At 44.8% G+C, this 23306-nt stretch carries 24 protein-coding genes and 1 pseudogene; 11 read left to right on the forward strand and 14 right to left on the reverse strand.

The genetic code is table 11. The features are described from left to right. Positions 1-36: 36 nt before the first annotated feature. The 3 genes from I2H87_RS08755 to I2H87_RS08765 are packed head-to-tail and all read right to left on the reverse strand — an operon-like array spanning position 37 to position 3292. Positions 37-1347, reverse strand: coding sequence for a YgeY family selenium metabolism-linked hydrolase (locus I2H87_RS08755; protein ID WP_117551547.1), 1311 nt, complete (start codon positions 1345-1347; stop codon positions 37-39). A gap of 39 nt (positions 1348-1386) precedes the next feature. Then, positions 1387-2592, reverse strand: coding sequence for a diaminopropionate ammonia-lyase (gene dpaL / locus I2H87_RS08760; RefSeq protein ID WP_195609737.1), 1206 nt, complete (start codon positions 2590-2592; stop codon positions 1387-1389). Positions 2593-2623: 31 nt separating this feature from the next. Continuing rightward, positions 2624-3292: a helix-turn-helix transcriptional regulator gene (locus I2H87_RS08765; RefSeq protein WP_009268553.1), complete on the reverse strand. Its 669-nt coding sequence runs from the start codon at positions 3290-3292 to the stop codon at positions 2624-2626. Positions 3293-3641: 349 nt separating this feature from the next. On the opposite strand from I2H87_RS08765, the gene ssnA reads away from it, so the two are divergent. The 6 genes from ssnA to I2H87_RS08795 all read left to right on the forward strand — a co-directional run bounded on the left by ssnA (position 3642) and on the right by I2H87_RS08795 (position 13792). Then, complete coding sequence (gene ssnA / locus I2H87_RS08770) at positions 3642-4973, forward strand: putative aminohydrolase SsnA (protein ID WP_009268552.1); 1332 nt, start codon at positions 3642-3644, stop codon at positions 4971-4973. Positions 4974-5002: 29 nt separating this feature from the next. Continuing rightward, on the forward strand, positions 5003-7990 hold the full coding sequence (ygfK, locus tag I2H87_RS08775) for a putative selenate reductase subunit YgfK (RefSeq protein ID WP_195609738.1): 2988 nt from the start codon (positions 5003-5005) through the stop codon (positions 7988-7990). A 72-nt stretch (positions 7991-8062) separates the two neighbouring features. Continuing rightward, positions 8063-8878, forward strand: coding sequence for a selenium cofactor biosynthesis protein YqeC (yqeC, locus tag I2H87_RS08780; protein WP_009268550.1), 816 nt, complete (start codon positions 8063-8065; stop codon positions 8876-8878). A gap of 28 nt (positions 8879-8906) precedes the next feature. Further along, positions 8907-10262 carry a selenium-dependent molybdenum cofactor biosynthesis protein YqeB gene (gene yqeB / locus I2H87_RS08785; RefSeq protein ID WP_195609739.1) on the forward strand — a complete coding sequence of 452 codons (1356 nt, stop codon included), beginning with the start codon at positions 8907-8909 and terminating at the stop codon, positions 10260-10262. Positions 10263-10342: 80 nt separating this feature from the next. Next, complete coding sequence (xdh, locus tag I2H87_RS08790; protein ID WP_195609740.1) at positions 10343-12913, forward strand: selenium-dependent xanthine dehydrogenase; 2571 nt, start codon at positions 10343-10345, stop codon at positions 12911-12913. A gap of 153 nt (positions 12914-13066) precedes the next feature. Next, on the forward strand, positions 13067-13792 hold the full coding sequence (locus tag I2H87_RS08795; RefSeq protein ID WP_195609741.1) for a DUF975 family protein: 726 nt from the start codon (positions 13067-13069) through the stop codon (positions 13790-13792). Between the two features lie 383 nt (positions 13793-14175). On the opposite strand, the gene I2H87_RS08800 is transcribed toward I2H87_RS08795, so the two are convergent. The 5 genes and pseudogenes from I2H87_RS08800 to I2H87_RS08815 form a co-directional block, all read right to left on the reverse strand. After that, positions 14176-14469 (reverse strand): hypothetical protein, encoded by a 294-nt coding sequence (locus tag I2H87_RS08800; RefSeq protein ID WP_022151705.1) that lies wholly within the window; start codon positions 14467-14469, stop codon positions 14176-14178. Positions 14470-14838: 369 nt separating this feature from the next. Beyond that, a pseudogene (locus tag I2H87_RS08805) lies at positions 14839-15633 on the reverse strand (ABC transporter substrate-binding protein); the annotation flags it as partial. A 36-nt stretch (positions 15634-15669) separates the two neighbouring features. Beyond that, a complete protein-coding gene (locus I2H87_RS08810) occupies positions 15670-17064 on the reverse strand; it encodes a recombinase family protein (RefSeq protein WP_195609743.1) in 1395 nt (464 codons plus the stop codon). A gap of 335 nt (positions 17065-17399) precedes the next feature. Beyond that, positions 17400-17483, reverse strand: a complete 84-nt coding sequence (locus tag I2H87_RS14170) for a putative holin-like toxin (RefSeq protein WP_390566134.1) — start codon at positions 17481-17483, stop codon at positions 17400-17402. Positions 17484-17596: 113 nt separating this feature from the next. Next, positions 17597-18142, reverse strand: coding sequence for a Uma2 family endonuclease (locus I2H87_RS08815; protein WP_009268543.1), 546 nt, complete (start codon positions 18140-18142; stop codon positions 17597-17599). A gap of 156 nt (positions 18143-18298) precedes the next feature. Between I2H87_RS08815 and I2H87_RS08820 the strand changes: the two genes are divergently transcribed. After that, entirely contained in the window at positions 18299-18712 is a 414-nt protein-coding gene (locus tag I2H87_RS08820) for a hypothetical protein (RefSeq protein WP_195609744.1), read from the forward strand. Here the strand turns inward: I2H87_RS08820 and I2H87_RS08825 are convergent. From I2H87_RS08825 to I2H87_RS08840, 4 genes are all read right to left on the reverse strand, one after another. After that, entirely contained in the window at positions 18689-19432 is a 744-nt protein-coding gene (locus I2H87_RS08825) for a hypothetical protein (RefSeq protein WP_195609745.1), read from the reverse strand. The genes I2H87_RS08820 and I2H87_RS08825 overlap by 24 nt on opposite strands. Continuing rightward, positions 19395-19568, reverse strand: a complete 174-nt coding sequence (locus I2H87_RS08830) for a hypothetical protein (RefSeq protein WP_195609746.1) — start codon at positions 19566-19568, stop codon at positions 19395-19397. The genes I2H87_RS08825 and I2H87_RS08830 overlap by 38 nt, the downstream gene beginning before the upstream one ends. A 160-nt stretch (positions 19569-19728) precedes the next feature. After that, the gene (locus I2H87_RS08835; RefSeq protein WP_207746066.1) at positions 19729-20196 is read right to left on the reverse strand and encodes an ImmA/IrrE family metallo-endopeptidase; all 468 of its coding nucleotides are present in this window, start codon (positions 20194-20196) and stop codon (positions 19729-19731) included. 59 nt (positions 20197-20255) lie between these two features. Next, positions 20256-20582 (reverse strand): XRE family transcriptional regulator, encoded by a 327-nt coding sequence (locus tag I2H87_RS08840; protein ID WP_195609747.1) that lies wholly within the window; start codon positions 20580-20582, stop codon positions 20256-20258. Between the two features lie 186 nt (positions 20583-20768). Between I2H87_RS08840 and I2H87_RS08845 the strand changes: the two genes are divergently transcribed. Continuing rightward, on the forward strand, positions 20769-20987 hold the full coding sequence (locus tag I2H87_RS08845; RefSeq protein WP_195609748.1) for a helix-turn-helix transcriptional regulator: 219 nt from the start codon (positions 20769-20771) through the stop codon (positions 20985-20987). Between the two features lie 35 nt (positions 20988-21022). Here I2H87_RS08845 and I2H87_RS08850 read toward each other — a convergent pair whose 3' ends face one another. Both I2H87_RS08850 and I2H87_RS08855 read right to left on the reverse strand, forming a co-directional pair. Then, positions 21023-21550 (reverse strand): hypothetical protein, encoded by a 528-nt coding sequence (locus I2H87_RS08850; protein WP_195609749.1) that lies wholly within the window; start codon positions 21548-21550, stop codon positions 21023-21025. 224 nt (positions 21551-21774) lie between these two features. Next, complete coding sequence (locus I2H87_RS08855) at positions 21775-22005, reverse strand: hypothetical protein (RefSeq protein ID WP_195609750.1); 231 nt, start codon at positions 22003-22005, stop codon at positions 21775-21777. A 141-nt stretch (positions 22006-22146) separates the two neighbouring features. Here I2H87_RS08855 and I2H87_RS08860 point away from each other — a divergent pair, with 141 nt between their 5' ends. From I2H87_RS08860 to I2H87_RS08870, 3 genes are all read left to right on the forward strand, one after another. Further along, entirely contained in the window at positions 22147-22662 is a 516-nt protein-coding gene (locus tag I2H87_RS08860) for a helix-turn-helix domain-containing protein (protein WP_195609751.1), read from the forward strand. 201 nt (positions 22663-22863) lie between these two features. Continuing rightward, entirely contained in the window at positions 22864-23037 is a 174-nt protein-coding gene (locus I2H87_RS08865) for a hypothetical protein (RefSeq protein ID WP_195609752.1), read from the forward strand. 86 nt (positions 23038-23123) lie between these two features. After that, complete coding sequence (locus I2H87_RS08870; RefSeq protein WP_195609753.1) at positions 23124-23306, forward strand: hypothetical protein; 183 nt, start codon at positions 23124-23126, stop codon at positions 23304-23306.

The following is a 23306-nucleotide window of genomic DNA, read 5'->3' on the forward strand; positions in this document are numbered from 1 at the left end:
TTTAAATCCTCCTGTTTGTGTATGTATTTGTTTTTATTATTTGCAGTAGCATTTTGGAAGTGCGGCATATACAGCGGCACAAGTTACCAGATCCTGTTTCCATGTCTTTTCGTTTGGTGCGTGAGCCTGTGCTTCTGCTCCGGGACCGAATCCGATACATGGGATTCCGTTACGTCCCATGATGGACACGCCGTTTGTGGAGAACGTCCATTTGTCAGTCAGCGGACGAGACTGTCTCATTTCCAGAGTCTCGGCAGCACCGATTCTCTGCTCGCCGTAAAGTCCGGTGTAAGCTTCCTCGAGCGCTTTTGTTACTTTGTGGTCTTTCGGGATCGCCCATGTCGGGAAGTAGCATTCGATCTCATATACACATCCTGTGTAAGACGGACGGTCATAGTTGTACATGGAAACGACAACGTCGTCGCCGTATTTCTTTACGTTCGGCAGGTTGCGGATCTCTTCCAGACAGCTTTCCCATGTCTCGCCGAATGTCATACGACGGTCAAGAGATACTGCACAGGAGTCTGCAACTGCACAACGGCTAGGAGATGTGTAGAAAATCTGAGATACTGTTACAGTACCGCGACCGAGGAAACGAGCCTCTTCCCAGTCTTTGTTATATTTCGGATTTAACATTTTTACAAGACCTTTGATTTCTGTCTCGTCTGCGTCATCGTTCTCGTTCAGGGAACGTACATCCTGAAGAATGTCAGCCATCTTGTAGATTGCGTTGTCTCCACGTTCCGGAGCGGAACCGTGGCAGGAAACCCCTTTCACGTCGATGCGGATTTCCATACGTCCTCTCTGTCCGCGGTAGATTCCGCCGTCAGTCGGTTCTGTGGATACGACAAATTCCGGACGGACTTTATCTTCGTTGATGATGTACTGCCAGCAGAGACCGTCACAGTCTTCTTCCTGTACGGTTCCGACTACCATGATCTTGCATCCCTCAGGGATTAGATCCAAGTCTTTCATGATCTTAGCGCCGTATACGGCAGATACGATACCGCCGCACTGGTCGGATACACCACGTCCGCCGATCTCGGTCTCTGTCTCATATCCCTCATATGGATCAAATGTCCAGTTCTCGATATTTCCGATACCTACGGTGTCGATATGTGCATCGTATGCGATGATCTTTTCTCCGGTTCCCATGTAACCGATGACATTTCCCTGTGGGTCGATGACTACTTCATCAAATCCGACTTTTTTCATCTCGGCAGCGATCGTGTCGATGTGGGCTTTCTCATCACAGCTTTCGCCCGGGTTTTTTACGATCGCACGAAGAAATGCGGTCATGTCTTTTTCATATCCCTGTGCAGCCTCTTTGATTTTGTTCAGATCCATTTTTTAATCTCCTTTTCTTTTTTATGTAAAGTTTACAGGTTACATTTCATTTCCGTCCCAGACGATGGATTTGTAACGATCCGGATCCGTATCTCCCTCGGTGGAGAAGAGCAGAACTTTGGAATTCTCATCCAGTCCGAGATGTTCTCTTAATCCCTTGTATTCGTCCATGCACATGATGCAGGCAAGCGTTCCGAACGGTGCGGCTCCGGATTCTCCGGAAGTAACAGCCGGATCTCCTTTGATCGGAGCAGCCAGCATTCTCATTCCTTTGGCAGCTACCCAGTCAGGAGCGGCAACAAAGGTGTCAACGTGATTCTTTAAGATGTCCCACGAAATGGTATTCGGCTCGCCGCATGCAAGACCGGCCATGATCGTGACCATATCGCCGTCTACGATCTGGATGCTGCCGTCTCCGAGCGCTGCGCCTTTGTAAAGACAAGCGGCGGCTTCGGCTTCCACAACGATCACTTTCGGTGGATTGTCCGGATAACGGTTTGCGAAGAATCCCTGAACAGCTCCGGCAAGAGAACCAACGCCTGCCTGGATAAAGACATGGGTCGGTCTGTCGCATCCGTACTCGTGAAGCTGATCGTTCGCCTCCATCGCCATCGTTCCGTATCCCTGCATGATCCATGCCGGGATCTCTTCGTAGCCCTCCCAGGCAGTATCCTGAACCATAACGCCGTTCTCTGTCTTCATCGCCATGTCGTTTGCCATGCGGACACATTCGTCGTAGTTGACTTCCTCGATCGTAGCCACTGCGTTTTCAGCAAGAATATTGTTCAGTCTCGTCTGCGTCGATCCTTTCGGCATCAGTACAACGGATTTCTGTCCCAGCTTGTTGGCTGCCCACGCAACGCCGCGTCCGTGGTTTCCGTCCGTAGCGGTAAAGAAAGTTGCCTGACCGAATTCTTCTCTGAGCCGATCGGATGTCAGGACATTGTACGGAAGCTCAGAAACATCTTTTCCTGTCTGCTGTGCGATGTAGCGTGCCATTGCAAAAGATCCGCCGAGCACCTTAAAGGCATTCAAACCGAAGCGGTAAGATTCATCTTTGATATAAACCTCGCCAAGCCCGAGAAAATCAGCCATCTTGTCGAGCTTCGTAAGCGGCGTCACGCTGTACTGCGGGAAGCTCTCGTGAAATGCGCGGGCTTTTGCAATTTCATCAAGCGCCATAACTTTCAGATTCGCATCTTCTGTTTTCGGCATGTGATTGACTGCCCATTTGATTGTTTCCATGTTGAAAAACCTCCTTGTGAATGAAATGTGTCTACCGGTTCCCTGCGTCCATGTAGTTATAAAGCGTAAATTTTGAAATTCCCAAAAGTGAAGCAACTTTATCTCCGGATTTGGTGATCAGGAATGCACCGGCGTTGTTTAAAAACTTGACGACAGCGATCTTATCGTCTTTATTCATGGCGGCAACCGGTTTGCCGACCAGAGAAAGCGCCTGAGCGATCAGAGAGTCCAACAGGTCATTGACATTGTGGATGATCTGCTGTGGTTGTGCATCATCAACGGAATCAGAATCGCTGTCGGAAAGACGGGATTCTTTCTCGGTTGTGATAAGATCGTGTACAGCACTTTCCACTGCAAGCAGTGCTGTGATGTCATAATTTAATGAAAAGATATACTCCACAGTGCCGTTGTCCCCTCTGACGAACATCGTGCTTGATTTTAAAATACGTCCGTCATCGGTTTTCGTAAGATAGGCGAGACGATCCTTGATCTTGGATGGATCTTTGCTCAGCGTATCAAATACGACTCGGGATGGTCCGTCTCCGAGCTCACGCCCTGTCACATGTCCGTGCTCGATATGTACAACGGAATGCTCCAATTGTTCTGCTTTCAGATCGTGGATGACGATTTCGCAGGAATCGCCGAATTGAACTGCAAGACCGTGTGCCAGTTGGATTAGTAGATCTAGTCGTTTTCCCATAAGTCTTCATTCCTTTCAATGGATCGTTGCTTTGCTTCTGAATCCATCATAGCACCAAAAAAAAAGAAATTCAATAGGTTTTCTAAAAATTTTTTAGATAATCTGATTTTTTTTTAGAATTAGTGATTGCATTTCATATTCTTTAATGTTATGCTAGAGATAACAAAGGCAGATTCGATGATTTGTGCGTGGATCGAAGAATGCCAGGGGCAAAAGAAAATACAAAATATAGCGCGACGTGCAAGACGAAATTCTTGTAGAATTTGTATGCCTCCGCCGGGAGAGTTTGCTGACGGGTGATAAGGCTCTTTTGTAAATTTTTTAATAAGAAGAAAAGGAGACGAAGAGTATGCTGATTTTAGGAAATGGCAGATTAGTCACACGCGACGAGAAGAATCCGTATCTGGAGAATGGCGCGGTAGCGATCGATGGGAATACGATCGTAAAAGTAGGCAGTTGTGAGGAAGTAAAGGCTGCATATCCGGACGCGGAATTTATTGATGCGAAAGGAAACGTGATCATGCCTGCATTTATCAATGCGCACGAGCACATTTATAGTTCTTTCGCGAGAGGAATGGCGATCAACGGATATGATCCGAAAGGATTCCTAGACATTCTGGATGGAATGTGGTGGACGATCGACCGGAATCTGACACTGCATGATACCTATTTAAGTGCGATGGCAACTTATATCGATTGTATCCGGAACGGAGTTACGACGATTTTCGACCATCATGCAAGTTTCGGTTCGATCACAGGATCTTTGTTTGAGATCGAGAAGGCGGCGAAAGAGACGGGAGTACGTTCCTGTCTGTGTTACGAAATCTCTGACAGAGACGGCAAGGATAAGGCGAGGGCGTCTGTGATGGAGAACGCAGAGTTTATTCGTTATGCACTGAAAGACGACAGTGGTATGATCGCGGGAATGATGGGAATGCACGCACAGTTTACCATCTCAAACGAAACGATGGAGTTGGCGGCAGCCAACAAACCGGATGGAGTCGGCTATCATATCCATGTTGCAGAGGGAATCGAAGATCTGCATCACTGTCTGAAACATTACGGAAAGCGGATCGTGGACCGGCTGATGGACTGCGGGATCCTTGGAGAGAAGACATTGCTCGGACATTGCATCTATATCAATGAGCATGAGATGGATCTGATCAAAGAGACGAATACGATGGTCGTACATAATCCGGAATCCAATATGGGAAATGCATGCGGATGTCCTCCGACCATGCATATCGTACACAAGGGAATCTTAACCGGTCTCGGAACCGACGGATATACCCATGATATGACCGAATCTTACAAGGTGGCAAATGTGCTCCACAAACACCATCTCTGCGATGCAAACGCAGCGTGGGGAGAGGTTCCGCAGATGTTGTTTGAGGGGAACGCAAAGATTGCAAACCGCTATTTCAAACAGGAACTGGGCGTATTGAAAGAGGGCGCGGCAGGCGATGTGATCATCGTGGATTACAATCCATTGACACCGCTTCATGCAGGAAATATCAACAGTCATATTGTATTTGGTATGACAGGAAGAGACGTTGTGACAACTGTCGCAAACGGAAAAGTGCTGATGAAAGACCGCGAGCTTCTCCATATCGATGCAGATAAGGTGATGGCAGACTGTCGTCAGGCTGCAAAAGAACTCGCAGACAGAATCAATGCATGATCGACGGATTCGTAAAGGAGGAAAAATCTATGAGTGATATGATGACACCGATTTCATTTGATAAATTAGTAAACTGGATTCTGGAAGAGCATAAAAAATATGGCACAGTGTTCGGTGAGAAACATGCGTATACGGCAGATGAAAAATATAACCGTACGATCTTCGGACGCCCGCTTGAGACTCCGATCGGACCGGCGGCAGGACCGAATACCCAGCTGACACAGAATATCGTAGCGGCTTACTATACCGGAAGCAGATTCTTTGAACTGAAGACGGTACAGAAGATGGACGGAGCGGAACTTGCCGCCTGTATCAACAAACCGTGTATCAAAGCGGATGATGAGTGTTATAACTGCGAGTGGTCTACGGAATTGTATGTACCGCAGGCAATGGAAGAATACATTAAGGCGTGGTTCCTCTTGAAAGTATTTTCCAAGGAGTTCGGACTCGGTGCGGCAGACGGCTTCCAGTTCAATATCAGCGTCGGATATGATCTGGCAGGCATTCAGTCCGAGAAGATCGATACATTCTTAAATACAATGAAGAATGCGGCGGACAGCGAAGTGTTCAGATCATGCAGACAGTATCTGTTGGACAATGTGGATAAATTTGAGAAAGTGACAAAAGAAGATATCGAGGCGATCGAACCGGAGATCTGTAATTCCGTGACGATCTCCACGCTTCACGGATGTCCTCCGCAGGAGATCGAAAAGATCGCGATGTATCTGATCACAGTGAAAGGGTTCCATACATTTATCAAATGTAATCCGACGCTGCTGGGATATGAATTTGCAAGAAAGAGAATGGACGAGATGGGCTACGATTATGTAGCGTTCGGCGATTTCCATTTTCTGGATGACCTGCAGTATGAGGATGCGGTTCCGATGCTGACAAGACTGATGAAAGTCTGCGAGGAGCGGAATCTGGAATTCGGCGTGAAGATCACAAATACATTCCCGGTGGATGTGATGCAGAACGAACTTCCAAGCGAAGAAATGTATATGTCCGGAAAATCGCTGTATCCGCTTTCTATCGCGCTTGCAGCGAAACTGGCAGAAGAATTCGACGGAAAACTCCATATTTCTTATTCCGGCGGTGCGGATGCACATAATATAGAGGGAATCGTGAATGCCGGGATCTGGCCGGTAACGTTTGCAACCACATTGCTGAAGCCGGGCGGATATCTGCGTACGATCCAGATGGCGGAAAAACTGGAAAAAGAGGGCGTCGTATTTGAGGGAATCGATGTGGAAGCGGCGAAGAAACTTGCGGAAGACGCGGTGACAGATCCGCACCATGTCAAAGCAGTGAAACCACTTCCGTCCCGCAAGATGGAACAGGAAGTTCCGCTGATCGACTGTTATGTGGCGCCGTGTAAAGAGGGATGCCCGATCCATCAGGATATCACGACATATTTGAAACTGGTGAGCGACGGCAAGTATGAGGAAGCGATGGAAGTGATCGTGGAGAAGAACCCGCTTCCGTTCATCACCGGTACGATCTGCGCACATAATTGTATGAATAAATGTACACGGAATTTCTATGAAGAACCGGTTCATATCCGCAATATGAAATTAGTGGCAGCAGAAAATGGTTACGAGGCATGGCTTTCTAAAGTGAGCGCACCGGCAGTGACAAGAGGAAAAGCAGCGGTTGTCGGCGGAGGTCCGGCAGGTATGGCAGCAGCGTATTTCTTAAGAAAAGGCGGCATGGACGTTACGATCTTTGAGAAACAGAAAGCATTGGGCGGCGTTGTGCGCAATATCATTCCGGGATTCCGTATCGCAGACGAAGCCATTGATCGGGATGCAAAGATCCTCGAGACAATGGGTGTCAAAATGGTATTCAACACGGAAGTGGCTGATGTGAACGAGCTGAAAGCACAGGGATTTGAGAATGTGGTTCTTGCAGTCGGAGCTTTTGAACCCGGAACATTGAAATTGGAAGCGGGAGAGACGATGAACGCACTGGAATTCCTGGCACAGTTCAAGGCGCTGGACGGAAATGTCGATATCGGAAAGAACGTCGTTGTGATCGGCGGAGGAAATACCGCGATGGATACGGCGAGAGCGGCAAAACGTACAAACGGAGTGGAGAAAGTTTCCCTTGTTTACCGCCGTACGAAGAGATACATGCCGGCAGATGCAGAAGAACTGGAGATGGCAGTTGAGGACGGCGTGGAATTCTGTGAGCTGCTCGCTCCGGTCAGATTGGAAGCAGGAAAACTTGTTTGTAAAGTGATGAAGCTTGGAGATCTGGATGCATCCGGAAGAAGAGGTGTTGTTGAGACCGGTGAATTTGCGGAAGTGGATGCGGATACCGTGATCGTGGCGGTAGGAGAAAAAGTCCCGACGGCATTCTACAAAGCAAACGGACTGCATGTATCCGAGCGCGGAAAGGCACTTGTCAATGAAAAAACACTGGAATCCAACGTGGCAGGGGTCTATGTTGTCGGTGACGGACTGGGAGGTCCGGCTACGGTTGTCGAGGGAATCCGCGACGGTAAGATGGCGGCGGAAGCGATCATCGGGGAATGTCTTGCAAAAGATTTTGATCAGACTGCGGACGAAGAGACGATCTACAACAGAAGAGGAATCCTCCGTCAGGAAGCAGACGGAAAAGACGAGAGTACAAGATGTCTCGGATGCTCCACGATCTGCGAGAATTGTACGGAGGTATGTCCGAACCGTGCGAACGTAGCGATCCGCGTTCCGGGCATGGAGAAACACCAGATCATCCATGTCGATTATATGTGTAACGAGTGCGGCAACTGTAAGAGCTTCTGCCCATATACAAGCGCGCCGTATCTGGACAAATTTACATTGTTTGCAAATGAAGCAGATTTCGCAGACAGTAAAAACCAGGGATTTACAGTTCTTGACCGGGATGTGCTTACATGTAAAGTACGGTACCTCGGAGAGGAATTCATCTGGAAGAAAGGGGAGGAAACCCGGCTTGCAGAGGGACTGCAGAAACTGATCGACGCGGTGGTAAGCGATTATGCTTATTTGGTGTAAAATATGATGACGACGGATAAGAGGGCGTAAGTCCTCTGACTGTCAAAGAGACGGGAGATCGGGGAGACCAATATGATCTTAAGCTATGAATCCGGAAGAATGACACAAAAAAAGAGCTATCGGGAAGCTCTCCGGTTGGAGGGCAGCGTCTCCCCGATTTTATCCATTACAGGTGCAGGGGGGAAGACAACGACCGCTCTGCATTTGGCATACGAATATAAGGACGTTGGGAATCCGGCTGTCGTGATGACCTCGACACATCTGGCGATCTGGGATCAGCCGTGGTTTCTGTTAGAAGAATCCATGGAAAAATTACAGCAGATCAGGAGGCGGTACGGACAGGTCTGGGTCGGGATCCCGATGACAAAACGGCAGAAAAAGGAAGATCTCGGAGGAAGCCTGCCGATGCAGAAAATGAAAGCCGTTTCCGAAGTATTTTTTAAAGAAATCTGTGAATTGGGAGTTCCTGTGATCGTGGAGGCAGACGGCGCAAGACGGATGCCGTGTAAAGTACCGGCAGCGCATGAGCCGGTGATCGTTCCCCGGACGACGACGGTATGTAGTGTATATGGTCTGGATGCCATCGGACAAAGGATCTGTGACTGCTGTTTTCGGTCGGAATTGGCAGCAGAGGTACTGGGAAAACGGGAGACAGACAGACTGGAGGCAGCAGATCTCGCCAAAATTGCAGCGGACGGAAACGGCGGATGCAAAGGAGTCAAAAGAGGTATGGATCACTGGGTGATCTTAAACAAAGCGGACACCGATCAAAGAAAAGAATCGGCAGAAGAAGTATGCCGGGAATTGGAACGATATGGAAACCGCCGGATTTTGATCACGTTCTCAGAGGAAACCGAGCGATCGGAAATGTTCGTGCAGAAACAGTAAAATTAAGGCAAAAGGGGATTGACGGAACATGAAAATATTGATCAAAGGCGCCGGGGATCTGGCGACAGGAATTGCAGTACGTCTGCATCACTGTGGATATCCGATCTTGATGACGGAGATTGAAGAGCCGCTGACTGTGAGGAGAATGGTCGCATTTTCCAGGGCGGTCTATGAGGGCGAAGCAGTCGTGGAGGGAATCACCGGCGTGCGGGTACAGACGCCGGAAGAAATCCGAAAAACACAGCAGGCAGGAAAGATACCGGTATTGGTAGATCCGCATGCTGCGATCCGTACCGCGTATCAGCCGGATGTTTTGATCGATGCGATCCTCGCTAAGAAAAATCTGGGAACAGAAGTGACGGACGCGCCGTTTGTGATCGGCGTCGGACCGGGATTTACGGCAGGAGAAGACTGTCACTGTGTCATAGAAACAAAACGCGGACATACATTGGGAAGCGTGATCTTTCGAGGTTCGGCAATTCCGAATACAGGGGTTCCGGGAGATGTGGGCGGTTATACGATCGAGCGGCTGCTGAAATCGACGTCGGCAGGTGTGATGGAACCGGTCGCGTCGATCGGTGATCTTGTTGAGACGGGGGAGATTGTTGCTTATACCGGAGGCGAACCCGTGTATGCGAAAATGACAGGGATTGTCCGCGGCATGCTTCAACAGGGAGTGAACGTAGAAAAGGATCTGAAGATCGGAGACATCGATGCAAGATGTGAAACGAGTCATTGTTTTACGATTTCAGACAAAGCGCGTGCGATCGGCGGGGGTGTGCTGGAAGCGGTCGTGCAGTTTGAACGGATCTATCGGAAGTATGCAGTGATCGTGCTTGCGGCGGGAAATGCGTCCCGATTCGGGAGTAATAAACTTCTGGCGGATGTACAGGGGAAACCATTATATCGCCATATGCTTGATAAACTGGCAGGACTTGGTGCATTTCCAAGGATCTTAGTGACCGGGTATGAGGAAATCGCAGAAGCGGCGGAAGCGATCGGTGTCTGCACCGTGGCGAATCATCAGCCGGAACTGGGGATCTCTCATTCCTTGAAATTAGGATTGGAGAAATGCAAGTCGATAGAACCGGAAGTAAAAGGTGTTTTGTTCTGTGTCTGCGATCAGCCGGGCTTAAGTCTGTCCACGATGATGGAGCTGATCCGGCTTGCGGTCAACAGACCGGGGATGATCCTTGCATCCGCTCATGGAAACAGGACCGGGAATCCGGTGCTCTGGGATCGGGAGTATTTTTCAGAGTTGGAGAAGTTAAGCGGTGATGTCGGCGGACGTGCAGTGATTGAAAAACATTGGGAAAAATGTCTGTGTGTGGAGACAAGAGAAGAAGAGTTGAGAGATATTGACCGGAGGTTGGATCTTTTTTGATCTGCATAAAAATAAAACAGGAAATAAAGAAACCGGAAAAAGGAATTCCGCAGGGAAATCCGAAAGAAGGGAAGGGGAATATGTATACGGTTCAGGTAAACGGAAAAATGTATGAAGCAGAAACAGACAAAAAGCTGATGCGCTTTTTGAGGGATGACCTGCACCTGACTTCCGTCAAAGACGGATGCAGTCAGGGCGCCTGCGGAACTTGTACAGTTTTGGTGGACGGAAAGACAACAAGGGCCTGCATCCCGATGATCTCCAAAATGGAGGGAAAATCGATCGTGACGGTGGAGGGACTTTCGGAACGGGAAAAAGAAGTATATGCATATGCATTTGGCGCAGTCGGAGCTGTTCAGTGTGGTTTTTGTATTCCGGGTATGGTCATGTGTGCGAAAGGACTTCTGGATGTGAATCCGGATCCGACCCGATTGGAAGTTGTAGCGGCGATCCGCAATAATATCTGCCGTTGTACCGGGTACAAAAAGATTATCGAGGGAATCTTGCTGAGCGGAAAAATCTTCCGTGAAAATCTTACGGTATCGGAAAACAGCGGTATTACAAAAGTTGGCGATAAAATCCAGCGCGTGGATGCGGCAGAAAAAGTATTGGGTACCGGAGAATATCCGGACGATATTTATCTGGACGGCATGATCTACGGAAGCGCGGTACGCGCAGAATATCCGCGTGCAAAAGTGCTGGCGATCCATGCCGAAGAAGCGAAAGCGCTGGACGGTGTGATCGGCGTATTTACCGCGGATGATGTTCCGGGAGACGTGAAAGTCGGACATTTGAAACATGATTGGGATACGATGATCCCGGTCGGAAACGTGACCCATTATGTCGGAGACGCGATCTGTCTGATCGCAGCCGAGACGCCGGAGGTCCTGGAGCAGGCTAAGAGCCTTGTCAAAGTGGATTACGAGGTGTATGAGCCGGTGCTGGATCCGTTTGAGGCGATGAAAGAAGATGCACCGCTTGTGCATCAGTCCGGCAATATCCTGGCACATGAGCATCTCGTACGCGGAAATGCGGATGAAGTGATCGCAAACTCCAAATATAAAGTGACGCAGCATTATGAAACGCCGTGGACGGAACATGCATTTTTGGAGCCGGAGTGCGCGGTGGCTATGCCGTTTGACGAGGATGGGGTATTCATCTATTCGACGGATCAGGGCATTTATGATACCCAGAAAGAATGCTGTATCATGCTGGGACTTCCGCCGGAGAAAGTGATCGTGGAAAATAAATTAGTCGGCGGCGGATTCGGTGGAAAGGAAGACGTCAGCGTACAGCATCACGCGGCGCTGATCGCATATCTGACGAAACGGATCGTAAAAGTGAAATTATCCAGACAGGAGAGTATCACGATCCACCCGAAGCGACATCCGATGTGGATGGACATTACGACGGCATGTGACGAGAACGGCTATCTGACAGCGATGAAAGCGGTTGTTGTGGCAGACACCGGAGCGTATGCGTCACTGGGCGGACCGGTTCTTCAGCGTGCCTGTACCCATGCGGCAGGGCCGTACAATTTTCAGGTCATCGATATTGACGGAACCGCGGTATACACGAACAATCCGCCGGCCGGCGCATTCCGGGGATTTGGTGTGACACAGACTTGCTTTGGTTCGGAGATGAATTTGAACCTGCTTGCAGAGAAAGTCGGCATCACTCCGTGGGAGATCCGATACCGCAATGCGATCCGTCCGGGGCAGGTGCTTCCGAATGGTCAGATTGCGGACCCGTCTACGGGAGTGGCGGAGACATTGGAAGCTGTCAAGGAAGTGTTTGATACCGAACCGTATGTCGGAATTGCATGTGCGATGAAAAATGCCGGCGTAGGAGTCGGGCTTCCGGACTGGGGACGTTGCCGTCTTGTTATCAAAGACGGAAAGGCAGAGATCCACGCCGGAGCATCCTGTATCGGTCAGGGGTTGGGAACAGTATTGACACAGGTTGTTTCCCAGACTGCTGAATTGGATTATGAACAGATCGTGTATTGCAGACCAAATACATCGAATTCTCCGGATTCCGGTACGACATCCGGATCCAGACAGACGTTACTGACCGGAGAGGCGGCAAAACGTGCAGCGTTAAAGCTGAAAGAGGCGTTGAGCGGAAAAACACTGGAAGAACTGAACGGAACCGAGTATTACGGAGAATATCTCGGAAAAACCGATAAGATGGGAAGCGACGTGCCGAATCCGGTATCTCATGTCGCTTACGGATATGCGACTCAGGTCTGTGTGCTCAATGAAGACGGTACGATCAAGAAGATGATCGGCGCACATGATGTCGGAAAAGCAGTGAATCCGATCAGTGTGGAAGGGCAGATCGAGGGCGGCATCGTCATGAGTATGGGCTATGCGCTGACCGAGCAGTATGAGATTAAAGAGGGAAGACCGGTATCACGGTATGGCACACTGGGACTTTTCAAAGCGGATAAAGTGCCGGAGATCGAGTCGATCATTGTAGAGAAATCGGGCGTGGAGCCGGGATACGGAGCGATCGGAATCGGGGAGATCACGTCCATTCCGACAGCACCGGCAATCGTGGGCGCATATTATAAACTACAGGGAGAACTTCAGACGAAACTTCCGATCCACAATACGCCGTATGAAAAAAAGAAAAAAGCTGCAAAATAGAAGATAATTTTACAAAAAAATAGTGTAAATAAAGATGTCTTCCTTAAAAAAATGTGATAAGATAATACTAGTGTCAATATACAAAGGGCATATTGTTCCCAGTACAACGACGCTATGTAAAATGTAGGAAACGGAAAAGGAGGACATCTTTTTATGTGGACAAGTGCAGAATTGAAAATGCGTGCAAAAGGTGCGTTTCAGAAGAATTACTGGTCGGCGGTCTTGGTTGGTTTTGTAATGGCGATTTTTGGTGGAAGCGCCGGAATGGCAGCGGGAAGAGCATCGGGATACAGCAATGCGTATGAGGAGTATCAATATTACTGGGGCGGCGGAGATTCTCTCGCCTTTGCGGCAGCAATGATGGTCGTAGCGGCTGTGGCAGGCATTATCGGACTGATTTTCTTTTTCCTGGATATTTTTGTTGGAAATGTATTGAAAATCGGGGGATGCCGCTTCTTTATCATGAACCAGACAGAGAATCCTTCAGCAGGAATGCTCGGATTTGGATTCAAATCGGGAAATTACGGGAAATTGGTTCTGACTATGTTTTTAAAACAATTGTATGAGGGACTCTGGACACTTTTATTGATCGTACCGGGAATCATCAAACACTATGAATATCTGATGATCCCGTATATATTAGCAGAAAATCCGGAGATGGAGCGTCAGGAAGCATTTTTGATCAGCAAAAGAATGATGATGGGACAGAAAATGAACGCATTCGTGTTGGATCTGACCTTTATCGGATGGAGAATTTTAGAAATGCTGAGCTTTGGAATTGTTGGTATATTTTATTCGGGACCATATTATGAGGCTACGATCGCCGAATTATACAGTGTGAACCGCACGATGGCATATCAGAATGGATATATCCGTTAAATAGCGTCGAAATTACGTGATTTGAGGCGTATTTCCCCTTGTGCACGGACGCTGGAACAAGATTATAATAATAAGGGACGCCGGCAGATGGAGAAATCCGTATCTGCCGGCGTCTTTATAAAGGAAGAAGAGAGAAAATCAAGTTCAATCTCCACTGTTTGTTATTATCGTGAATTTGCAATTTTTAGGCGAAGTCCAATGACCGTAAATACATGTCTGTATCCACAGCCATTGTCTTCTGTTTTGATATGATCAGTGGACAAGATGTGTATACATCTCTGTTCTCTGATGATGGTATTATCATAGCAATGAAATGTGAATCACCTGTGACAAGATACGGAAGAAATTATGAAAATTCTTAATTTCAACGAAAGAAATGAAACTTACAAAACATGCATACAGTTTTTTTTTGCATTCTGCCATCGATCTTTTTGAGATTCGTATATGGAAAAAAGCCAGGAAATTGCTTCATCCATACCAGCATCGGTCATCGGAAAGGATGAACATTGTTTTTCATCATCGGGGGTGCGGTCAAAACTCCATGGTTCCGGATAGACAAATACAGAGAATGTCTCTTTGCTTTCATCGCAACGAAAAAAATAACGCATGCCGTCGTGGCTTCCGGAAAAAGGTTCTTTTTTCAGCCCTCCGACAGGGATCAGTTTTTTATCGATCATAGGGGGATACCTTCTTTCTTCTGGATTTTATGCCGCTTGTAAGGGAAACGGCGTTGTTGAATATAGTACCACAAGACAAGAAAAAGGGGCAAGTAAAAAAGTGCAAAAAGGAAGAGCCACATTGCTGTGACTCTAAGGGGGAAAAAGTTTATGAAAAAGTGTTCTTATCTTTGAACAATCTTAGTATATCGTTTACTTGTGTAGAAACTGTGATATAAATTTGAATAGGATGTTAACAAACTTCCAAAAAAATGTGACGGATATTTTTTTAGGACTGATCCGTCAAAAAGCTGCATCCGATTTTACACAGATGCAGCTTCCACATGCCCAGACCGATTGAAAGGAACGGAATGGTAAGAAACAGAAATATTATTTAACAGCTTTTTCGGCAAATTCTGTCGTGACAATATCCTCATAGGGGGCGCGTTTTTCCAGTTCGCCGGCTTCTTCCAAAATATCCTGAAGAAGTTCAAAGCTTTCTTCCTGAAAGATCAGATCCGCTTTCCATGTGTTCTGTTCATAGTATCGTGTGACGATCGTTGTGATCGTATCCAAATCTGTTTCAGGAAACTGAGGTTCGATCACCTCGGCAATTTCTCCCGGTGTGTGTGTCTGAACAAAATCCATGCCTTTTTGAAGCGCATTTGTGAAACTCTGGATCACATCAGGATGTTCCTCGATAAAACTCTGTTTTGCACTGTAAGCAGTGTATGGGACATAACCGCTGTCTTTTCCGAGAGAAGCGACGACATATCCTTTTCCTTCGGATTCGAGGGAGGTGGCGCCTGGCTCAAATTCGACGGTATAATCAGCCTCTCCCTCCGAAAAGGCAGCTGCGGTGGAACCAAAGTCAATATTCTGGTTGATGGAAAGATCGGATACCGGATCCAGTCCGTGCTGTTTTAAAATATATTCAAAAACCATTTGCGGCATGCCACCTTTCCGACCGCCGAGAACGGTGGAACCTTTCAAATCTTCCCATTGAAAATCTTCGATCGGCTCGCGGGAGACAAGAAAGTTTCCGGCACGCTGTGTCAATTGGGCAAAGTTTACAACATAATCGGTTGCCCCCTCATTATAGGTATAGATTGAAGACTCAGAACCCATGAATCCGATGTCGGCTTCGCCGGAGAGGACGGCGGTCATGACTTTATCTGCTCCAAATGGGGCGGTATAGTTAGTACAAGACACTTTTATTGGTTAATAGAAATCGATGCCGGTGACCTCATGGCTCGTATTGATATGTATTTCTTTTATAATGGACCGCCAGAAAGCTCGTCTGTTTTCCGGGGAAAGATTGTCGTAAGTTTTTCTAAAATCATTATGCAATATTTTTTCGATATTGTCAAAGTTCGTTTTTGGTTTCTGATCGGATTCTTCCAGCGAAGACAGTTCCGTTGTTAATTTCTCGTATTCTTCATTGTAATAATCCCATTCGATCCGTTCTTTCTGAAAAAGAAGATTCAGGCGCTGCATCTCCTTTTTGACCTGTTCGGGAGTCCGCTTCTTTTTGGGGAGGTCAGCTTTTGAATGGATATTCTGGCTCTGAATTTTGTACCGGTTATATTCTTCTTCCAAATTGGAGATCAGATACTCTTCTATGAGGTTCTGGCTTACGTTATGCCGGTATGTGCACATGTGATCAATGCAGGCTTTATTGCAGCGGTAATAGCAGTAGGTTCTTGTTTCTCTCGTTTTCCGGTTTATGATAGAGCTGCCGCCTCTTCCGGCGAGCAGCTGTCCACATACGGGACACCGCATCATTCCGCTGAACAGATAGACTCTTCCGGAAGCCGGATGCTTCACATTCCGATTCGAGATTTCCTGTATTTCCGCCCATTCTTTTTCGGTCAGATAAGCAGGGCAGTAGTGAGGATTATCCCGGTATGCTCCATGATAGAAGTCACTCTCAAGCATATTGCGGAGCTGACTGTATGAAAAAGTGGGATCATAATTTTCCTGGATAAATTTCAGAGTCTTCATCTTACTTTGGTGTGTGCGGAAGTAGCGGTAAAACGCATTCACCAGATCTTCCTTTTCCGGATCTTTTACCATCCGCTTTACTCCGTCTACGGTACCGACTATGTAGCCGATCGGCATGTTGGAATCCCCGAAGATCACCTTTCCCTGCCGGATGGATGCTTCATTTACAAATTTGATACGTTCGGAGGTAGTGTCCACTTCATTTTGACCGATCGAAAGAACTACGTTAAGCTGCAGACGTCCGTCCCGTGTTTCCATGTTTATGCCCGGTTCCGACGCGGAGATCCAGCGGACATTATGCTGGTCCAGAATGTCCTGTACCTTATAGAAGTCCGATAGGTTGCGGAACCAGCGGTCAAGACGCCAGAAGAGGATGACGTCGATCTCGTCACGTTCCACAGCTTTGACCAGTTCCTGTATGGCTTTCCTGCGCTTCAGTTCTTTTCTTGCGGTTTTTCCCTCATCCGCATAGATTCCGACAATATTCATATCGTGTTCCTTGGCGTAATGGATCAGATAATCTTTCTGCGCTTCCAGCGATTTGCCGTGCATCATCTGTTCTGTTGTAGACACTCGGATATAGATCGCGCACCGGAGAGTTTTTGACTTCATTGTATCAGCTCCTTTGGTTCATATTATGTAAAAAAGGGTATAAAAATAACAGCCAGCAAGAACGAGTGTTCCGCTTGCGTAGGCTGCCCGAAGATGATACAATATTTTTGTTGATTAGGTAGTAGGCAATCTGTTTGCCTCATTGCATATCTTCGGATATGTGTAATTGTTTGCCGTTCCTGTTGGCGCAGGAGCGGTTCTTGACTTTTATGGTACATTTGCTATAATGTACTTAACAAGACAGCCGACGAGTAGGTGCACGCTACCCGTTCCGGCGAATCAATTTAATAAGCTACAAAGAATAGCCGTTCAATCTTTACCAGAGACAGGGACGGCTATTTCTTATTTTTCAAATTCAGGATGGCTACGATCAGTAGACCAATGGTGAGTAACACCATAAATTCCTCATATGTAGTCATAAGACATCATCCTTTCCGCAAGACTCGGAACGGATAACGAGCCGCCTGTCGGCTGCCTGGGTAAATACATTATTTAGTTGTTCCCCTGCCCTCTGCGGAGCAGGGGGATTGTATTACTTCAGCAATTCTCTGATGCAGATCACGAAGCCATCATAGATGCCGGAAGCAATCGAATCGTCGAAAGAAAACTGCGTGGAGTCTTCCGTATCTTCAAAGGAGTATACCTGTACCGTTTCCGTCATAGGATTTACAATCCAGTATTCACGGACACCGGCTGTCCGGTATTTAAACAGCTTTGTCAGATAGTCCATGCGCTGGCTGCTTGGAGACACGATCTCGATCACCCAGTCCGGAGCACCGGCATATCCCTTGTCTGTGAGCTTCTCAGGTGAGCAGATAACGCTGATGTCGGGTTCTACATAGTTTTTATCATCTTCATTTAAAAATACGGCAAATGGAGCAGGATAGACTTTGCAGCTTCCACCTTTTTCACGAATGTAATTCCGCAGTGTGGCAGAAAGTTCTAATACCAGTTCCTGATGAAGTGGAGACGGCGGCGCCATATCATAGATTTTTCCGTCGATCAGCTCTGCACGCTGACCATCTGGAAGTGCGTATATATCGTCGATGGTATATAAGTGTTCTTTTGGTAATGGCATGTGGTCACGTCCTTTCTTTTGATATTTTGTATTGAATATAATCCCGATCGGGGTTATACCAGTTGTAAAATAACCATAGAATTTACAAAATGTATGTTCGAATTATTGAAAAAATATAAAATACCTATATAATAAAAACACAAGGCGGTGTATGTTATGAAAAAACTAATAAGCAAAATAAAATATCATTCAGCTATAATTTTTCCAATACTTTCCTTTATATTATTGTCAGTGATAGATAACAAGTATGGGTTACTTTCGAAAGTATCAGAAAAGAAAATGGATACATTAATTGGTGTTATAGTATCTATAGTAGGAATATTCTTAACAGTACTTACGATTTATCTATCATTTCCTAAAACCGATATTGTAAAACAGAGAATGAAAAAAACAGGGCATGATCATATTTTGTTAAGCAATATCTGCGCAGGAATCATACTTTTAAGTGTTGCTTTGTTGATTTGGTTGTTTACAAATTGTTATTCTATTGTTATTTGCCTGTTTTGCGCAGGCTTAGTGAATATGCTTATTACCGGTTACTATATTTTAGTGCTTAGCAATTTTTCCTAAATGATAGCCTAAAAATTTTTCTAACTCTTTTTTAATACATTCTATATTCGTAACAGTATCATCGGTTAATTCCAGTGGTACTGTTTTTGTGTACACAGATTCAATAAAATTTAGAGTTTCATCAACTCCTAATTCGTTTTTTCCATATAATTTTAATAATGGAATATCTTCCTGCCTGGAATTATTTTTTATTGCTATAATTCTCTCTATCAGATTGGGATTATGTTTTTCTTCTAACTTGATTTTTATTTTAAATTTTTTTGCTTGAAAATCAGAACCAAGGGATTCTTTTAAAGTCGGAATGTCATCCATGCAGTTCGGCTTAGCAAATTCCATTTCGATCCAAGATGGATTTAGTATAGAACTAGCTTCTTGTCTGATATCTTCTATCATTTCTGGATAAATGTGTATTTCAGACATATTTCCGGATTTTTCCACAATGAATTGACATAAGGCCTCATGAATTTTTGAGATTTTCTTGTTTGCAATTACTGCCATTCTGTTATGCACAAAATCTATATAAAAAAAGGTATATGCTTCTAGTTGTTCCTCACTCCCGACAGTAGTATATGGAATGGCTTCTTTGGTTTGCTTATTTCTTTTTTGCATAAAGTTTGTGGCTTTTATTGTTTCGTCTGTAGAGCAAGTACCAAACATTTTTTTATCATCATATTCTTTTATATCAAAAAACAATTTCTTTTTTTTCAAATTCAATGTCATAAAAATTTATTTCCGGAAAAGCAGATTTAAAAATTGAGTAAGTTGCATTCGCAAAATTCTTATGTGTTGTTCCATTTGCAGTAAGGCAAGGGGCAGGTTCTAAAACATAAAATTTTATTATCTTATGTACAGCCATAAATAACATCTCCTACAAAAACACCAGTTCGATAACAAAGCGTTTTTTTTTAATTATGGAGTTATATTGATTATAAATGTGCAGAGCTTTCAATTTCCTGCATATCTTTTTCCTCCTCTTCTGTACCTTTTTATACCACGCTATATAAACACCGAAGCGCTTATAACTCTTCCATGACTGCAAGATTCGGAATGAAGAATACAGTGTAATTATTCACTTTTACAAATTCTCCATATTTTTCTGTATAACAGTCAATTGCTTCTTTCAAGTATTCTTCTGTTACGTCAAGAAATTCAGCCATTTCATGTATGTCCTGACATCCACGTTTATAGGCATTTACAATTCCAGTCAGCCCGATCAGCTTGTTATATCCCCAGAGCCTTGCCTGCCGTTCCTGTTTTCGGTTCTTGGGATCGGACATGTCTGTTATATCTCCGACAGTCGTATGATAATGCCCGAGTTCTTCTGCAAGTACACAAGTCTTTTCTGGATTGTTATCGACAGAAGTATTGATTGCGATATTTCCATTGATATATAAGCCCTTAAGATTTTCCTCTCCAAGATAGAAATCATGGATCTTAATGTCAGCTTCAAAGGCTTCCTGTTCTAAGTATTCAAGTTTATTCAAAATAAATCCCTCCACACATTTTTTACATTGTATCAAAACAGATGTGTCATAAGATGGACTTACTTAGCGTCGTCTTGCTTGATGAATTCTGCAAACTGCCGTATACGGTTCAGTTGTTCTTCCGTATATTCATCGCCGTCGAAGTGGGCAGCCATAGTAGTTTGGGAGTGAACGTTATCACAAATCGTCCCCTCTACTAATTTTTCAGCATCAAGACCTAATTCCCGAGTTATTTTTAGGACATTTGTTATGTTTGAATTGGCAACACCTCTTTTTAATATGCTATCAAGAGTAGTCCAAGGCATATCTATTGTATCTGAAAATTTTTTTAGACTTCCATATTTTTCTATAATGAGCGATTTTAGGCTTAACTCAAGTTCATTCATGAAAGCGTCTTCTCCTTTCTTATTTTCTATGGCTTGATAATAACACTTAAATCTCGAAAAATCAATACAAAATCCATGAAATAGAAAATAAATTCTCGAAAAAATGAGAAAAAACAATTGACAATCACGAAAAATCGTGTATCATAGAATTGTAATCACGAAAAATCGAGAAAAGAGGTGATGAAGTTGTTTCCAAATTTAGAAGCAGAAATGGCAAGGTCAAAAATTACACAGGCAAAATTGGCTGAGATTCTAGGTATTACTCCAACAACCTTGTCATTCAAATTAAATGGAAAGGGTACGTTGTCTTTGAAAGAATGCGTAGCAATTAAAAAGAGTGTTTTTCCAGACAAGACACTGGACTACCTATTCCAGACAGAATCAGAAGAGGGGAGGTGTGAGTGAGTTGTGCGATGTCTTTGTATATGAAAGAAAATACATCAATCAAGAAAACGGTCGAGTGATAGTGAGTTTTGAACTATCTTCCCACGATTGGTTGAAAGTTGAAAATTCAGATGCGTGGAAGGAAGTTGTTCGGATGTTACAGGAAATTCAAAGTAAACATAACCAGAAGTCCCACCCAATTCAGGTATAGAGATAGGAAAAGTCATAGATCTATATTCTCGGCGTGAGATTATTTGATTTCTGTTTCGTACAGTTTCTTCAAAAGTCACGATAGGAATTTTTTCGCAGGAATAAAGAACGTTTCCTATTTCGACATAAATTCCAGTGATTGAAATAGGAAGACGAGATTTGTTTTCGAACATTGTGTAAATAAGCAAGGAATGATTATCTTCAGAAAAACGATGACCTACAATATGCATCTTCAAGTTCTTTCTATTTTTAAGAAGTACAAAGAACCAAGAAGAAAGAGTTCCAAAACTTCCCAAAATAGCGAGCACAAGTGTTATATTTTCGCGTGTTATGAAATTGTGGATTGTTTCAATAATTTCTGATGGTATTTGCATAATGAGAACCTTTCGTATTTTTTTAGGATTTTATCACGATATGGAAGATATTTCAATTATGATGTTATGACGGTTTAGGTGTCCAATAAAAAGGACAGGGGAAAGGAGAGTGATTAAATTGGTTTTAAAAGAAATATTACATGAACTTCGGGAGATACGAAAAGAACTCCAAGCTATTCGGAGTAGCATGGAGTTCAATCCACAAATTGTACTTGATGAAAGAACTATTTCTCAAGTTGTTCAGCAATCCATTGATGATACTTCTCAAGAAGACGGCGACACATTCTGAAACTAGATCCTGCGATTAATGCACCTAGTTTATTAAATGCCTCGGGATCTCCAAGAGTAGTTTTAACGACGTAGTTATTTTCTTCATCATCATTGTTCCCGGTGATATAATCCAAATCTTCTTCGGTTAATGATGATAAAAATTCGTCGAAAGACTTTAATTTCATAGGTACTTCTCCTTTCATAATACTCGGCATGGCAGTGCCTGTATTTAAAGTATAGGAGAGACGGAAAAGAATAGCAAGTAGTATAACGGTTTAGGTGTCCGATAAAAAGGACAGGAATTCAGAGAAAGGAGAGTGATGGAGATGCGCTTTTATGAATCACAAAGTTTAGAACGAATAGGATTCGATTTTTATTGCGATATTGCAAGAAATATAGTGAAAGCAAGAGAAAGTAAAGGAATAACGCAAGAAGAGCTTGCTAAGAAATGCAAATTAAAATATTCCAGGATTTCTAGCACTGAGCTGGTAAAAACAAGAGTGAAATATGATGAACTAAATAATATTGCAAACATCTTAAATGTGTCAGTTGATTGGTTAATTGATGCAGAAATAGATTCTCAAATTGGAGATTGCTTATATCTTGTTTGGATAGAGGATCATTCCGAAATGAAGTTTTATCAAAAGGCAACAAGCAAAAGAATGGCATATCTCTTGTTCGAAAAGAGATTAAATGAACTTGGATTTTCTTTGACATCTTTTGTAAATCCGAGAGTTAGGGTGCTTGTTAAATTAGTTGGAGTGCCAGTCGGAAAAAACGAGTTTAAAAAATGTTTTCCGAAGTTAGATAAGAGAGTGGATGAATTACCGCCAGAAAAATAAAGGGATTCCATAGGACAACGCAACAAGTACAAACCGTGCTTCATAAGCTTTAGAGAGGTGATGAATATGAAGCCAGATATTAAGAAAATTATACAGGTGCTCATTTCGCTTATCGAGGAGCAGGAAGATGTTGAAATTGAGTATACGGTTGAAGAGAAAGAAAAAGAGACCGCCTGATGGCGGTAGAAAAGGAGGACAAGCATGGAAGAATTAAAACTAATCAGTACAGAGCGGACATCGCTTGTGAGGGCGGAACCGGTCCGGGAGCAGAAGCGCCGGAGAGAACCGCGGACAAGCCTGTTGGAGATCGTGACGTGGTGTCTGATCGGCGCCGGGATCGGGGCGTGGGTGATGCTGCTCTTGTGTCTGGCATAAGAAAAGCGCTTACATATGCCCGGCAAGGCGTAAGCGCATTCGAAATGAATCAAGTAAAGTATAACAAATTTCGGAGGGATTGAAAAGTGGGAGAAAACAAAATTGAACTCGAAAAGTACGAGTTTATAGATTTTATCAAAAAGGAAGCGCGGAGGGAAGCTGCTGCGGATTATCTGAAGCAGTTTGATCCGGATGATGATGTGAATGTAGGCGCAGTGATGGCGATTCTTGGTGTGAACAAGACAAAGCAGCCATTTCCGGGTGAATAG

The sequence above is a fragment of the Mediterraneibacter glycyrrhizinilyticus genome, assembly GCF_015560805.1.
GTDB lineage: Bacteria > Bacillota > Clostridia > Lachnospirales > Lachnospiraceae > Schaedlerella > Schaedlerella glycyrrhizinilytica_A.